The following is a 2155-nucleotide window of genomic DNA, read 5'->3' as shown; positions in this document are numbered from 1 at the left end:
GGGCGGCCGGGCCGCGGCGGCGGGCATCAGGACCGCGGGCGCAGGGTCGGCATGCCGAGGCTCGTGGCACCGGAGCCGCCCGCCGTGCCGGGGGCGGGTGCGCCGCACGATTCGGCCTGGGCGCGGTCCCACGCATCGCCGGCGCGGGAGCGGCGCAGGACGTAGTCCTGTGCGGTCGGGTCGGCGACGGCGAAGAACGGGTGGGCCTCGGTGACCGTCACGGTGACGAAGTCGCCGGGGCGGGGGGTCTCGGCGCCGGCGGGCACGGAGAAGTGCACGAGTCGGTTGTCGGGTGCGCGCCCGGACAGGCGGCCGCGCTCGGCGGCCTTGGAGCCGGAGTCGGCGGTGACGAGCAGCTCCTGGCGGGTGCCGACGAGCGTGGCCATCTCCTCGGCCGAGATCCGGTCCTGCAGGGCCACAAGGCGCTCGAAGCGCTCCTGGACGACGGCCTTGGGCACCTGGTGGTCCATCTCCCCGGCGGGGGTCCCGGGGCGGATGGAGTACTGGAAGGTGAACGCGGAGGAGAAGCGGGAGGCCTCGACCACGCGCATCGTCTCGGCGAAGTCCTCCTCGGTCTCCCCGGGGAAGCCGACGATGATGTCCGTGGTGATGGCGGCGTGCGGGATGCGCTCGCGCACCTTCTCCAGGATCCGCAGGAACTTCGCGGACCGGTAGGAGCGGCGCATGTCCTTGAGCACCTTGTCCGAGCCCGACTGCAGGGGCATGTGCAGCTGCGGCATGACGTTGGGGGTCTCGGCCATCGCGTCGATGACGTCGTCCGTGAACGCGGCCGGGTGGGGGCTGGTGAAGCGGACGCGTTCGAGTCCCTCGATCTCCCCGCACGCGCGCAGCAGCTTGGCGAACGCGCCGCGGTCGCCGAACTCGACGCCGTAGGTGTTCACGTTCTGGCCCAGCAGCGTGACCTCGACGGCGCCGGCATCGACGAGCGCCTGCACCTCGGCGAGGATCTCCCCGGGGCGGCGGTCCTTCTCCTTGCCGCGCAGCGACGGGACGATGCAGAACGTGCACGTGTTGTTGCAGCCCACGGAGATGGACACCCAGCCGGAGTGCGTGGAGTCCCGCTTGGTGGGCAGGGTGGAGGGGAACACCTCGAGCGACTCGAGGATCTCGATCTCGGCCTCGGCGTTGTGGCGGGAGCGCTCCAGCAGCACGGGCAGGGAGCCGATGTTGTGGGTGCCGAAGACGACGTCCACCCACGGGGCCCTGCGCTGGATGGCGGCCTGGTCCTTCTGGGCGAGGCACCCGCCGACGGCGATCTGCATGCCCGGGTGCGCGTCCTTCACCGCACGCAGGTTGCCGAGGTTGCCGTACAGGCGGTTGTCCGCGTTCTCGCGGACCGCACACGTGTTGAAGACCACGAGGTCGGCCTGGGCGTCCTCGGCGACCGGGGCGTAGCCGGTGGACTCGAGCAGGCCGGAGATGCGCTCGGAGTCGTGCACGTTCATCTGGCAGCCGAAGGTGCGGACCTCATAGGTCAGGCCCTCGTGCGGGCGCGCGGCGGCGCCGTCCTGCGCGAGCGGGGTGGTGCGGGAGGTGGGGTCCGTCAGAGTCACCGCACCATTCTAGGAACTCCGGGCGCGGCCCGGGTCCGCTCACTCCTCGTGCTCGGCGAGGACCTCCTTCACGACGGCGAACGCGAGGCCGCCGCCGTAGCCCTTGCGTCCCAGCATGCCGACGAGGCGGCGGGTCACCTTGTCCCGCTCGGCCCGGGCCTCCGGCGAGGCACCGCCGGGGACGGTGCGGCCCCGCAGCCGTCGGCGCACGAGGTCGAGGGCGGCGGCCCGTTCGTCCTCGCCGTCGATGGCCTCGAGCGCCTCGGCGGCGATCTCCCGGTCCACGCCCTTCTGCTGGAGCTCGTGCCCGAGGGCACGGCGCGCCAGGCCCTTGCTTCGGTGACGGCTGCGGACCCAGACCTCGGCGAAGGCGGCGTCGTCCACGAGGCGCACCTCCTCGAAGCGGTCGAGGACGCGCTCGATCAGCTCGGGCTCGGCCTGGCGCTCGGCGAGCTTGCGTTCGAGCTGGCCGCGGGAGCGGGGGCCCAGGGCGAGCTGGCGCAGGACGACCTCGCGTGCGGCCTCCTCGCGCTCACGCGGTGCGGTGGGCAGGGGCGCCGGGCCGGGGCGACGTCGGGGGC

At 73.2% G+C, this 2155-nt stretch carries 2 protein-coding genes; both read right to left on the bottom strand.

The annotated features are described in order from the left end of the window. Window positions 1-26 precede the first annotated feature (26 nt). On the bottom strand, window positions 27-1574 hold the full coding sequence (gene miaB / locus HMPREF3105_RS08460; protein WP_070709225.1) for a tRNA (N6-isopentenyl adenosine(37)-C2)-methylthiotransferase MiaB: 1548 nt from the start codon (window positions 1572-1574) through the stop codon (window positions 27-29). A 39-nt stretch (window positions 1575-1613) separates the two neighbouring features. After that, a partial coding sequence (locus HMPREF3105_RS08455) for a regulatory protein RecX (protein WP_230956257.1) occupies window positions 1614-2155 on the bottom strand: 542 nt, incomplete at its 5' end.

The sequence above is a fragment of the Micrococcus sp. HMSC31B01 genome, from assembly GCF_001816085.1.
GTDB classification, from domain to species: Bacteria; Actinomycetota; Actinomycetes; order Actinomycetales; family Micrococcaceae; genus Micrococcus; species Micrococcus luteus.
Note: the sequence above shows the minus strand (reverse complement) of the source record. Positions and strands in the feature narration are given on the sequence as shown.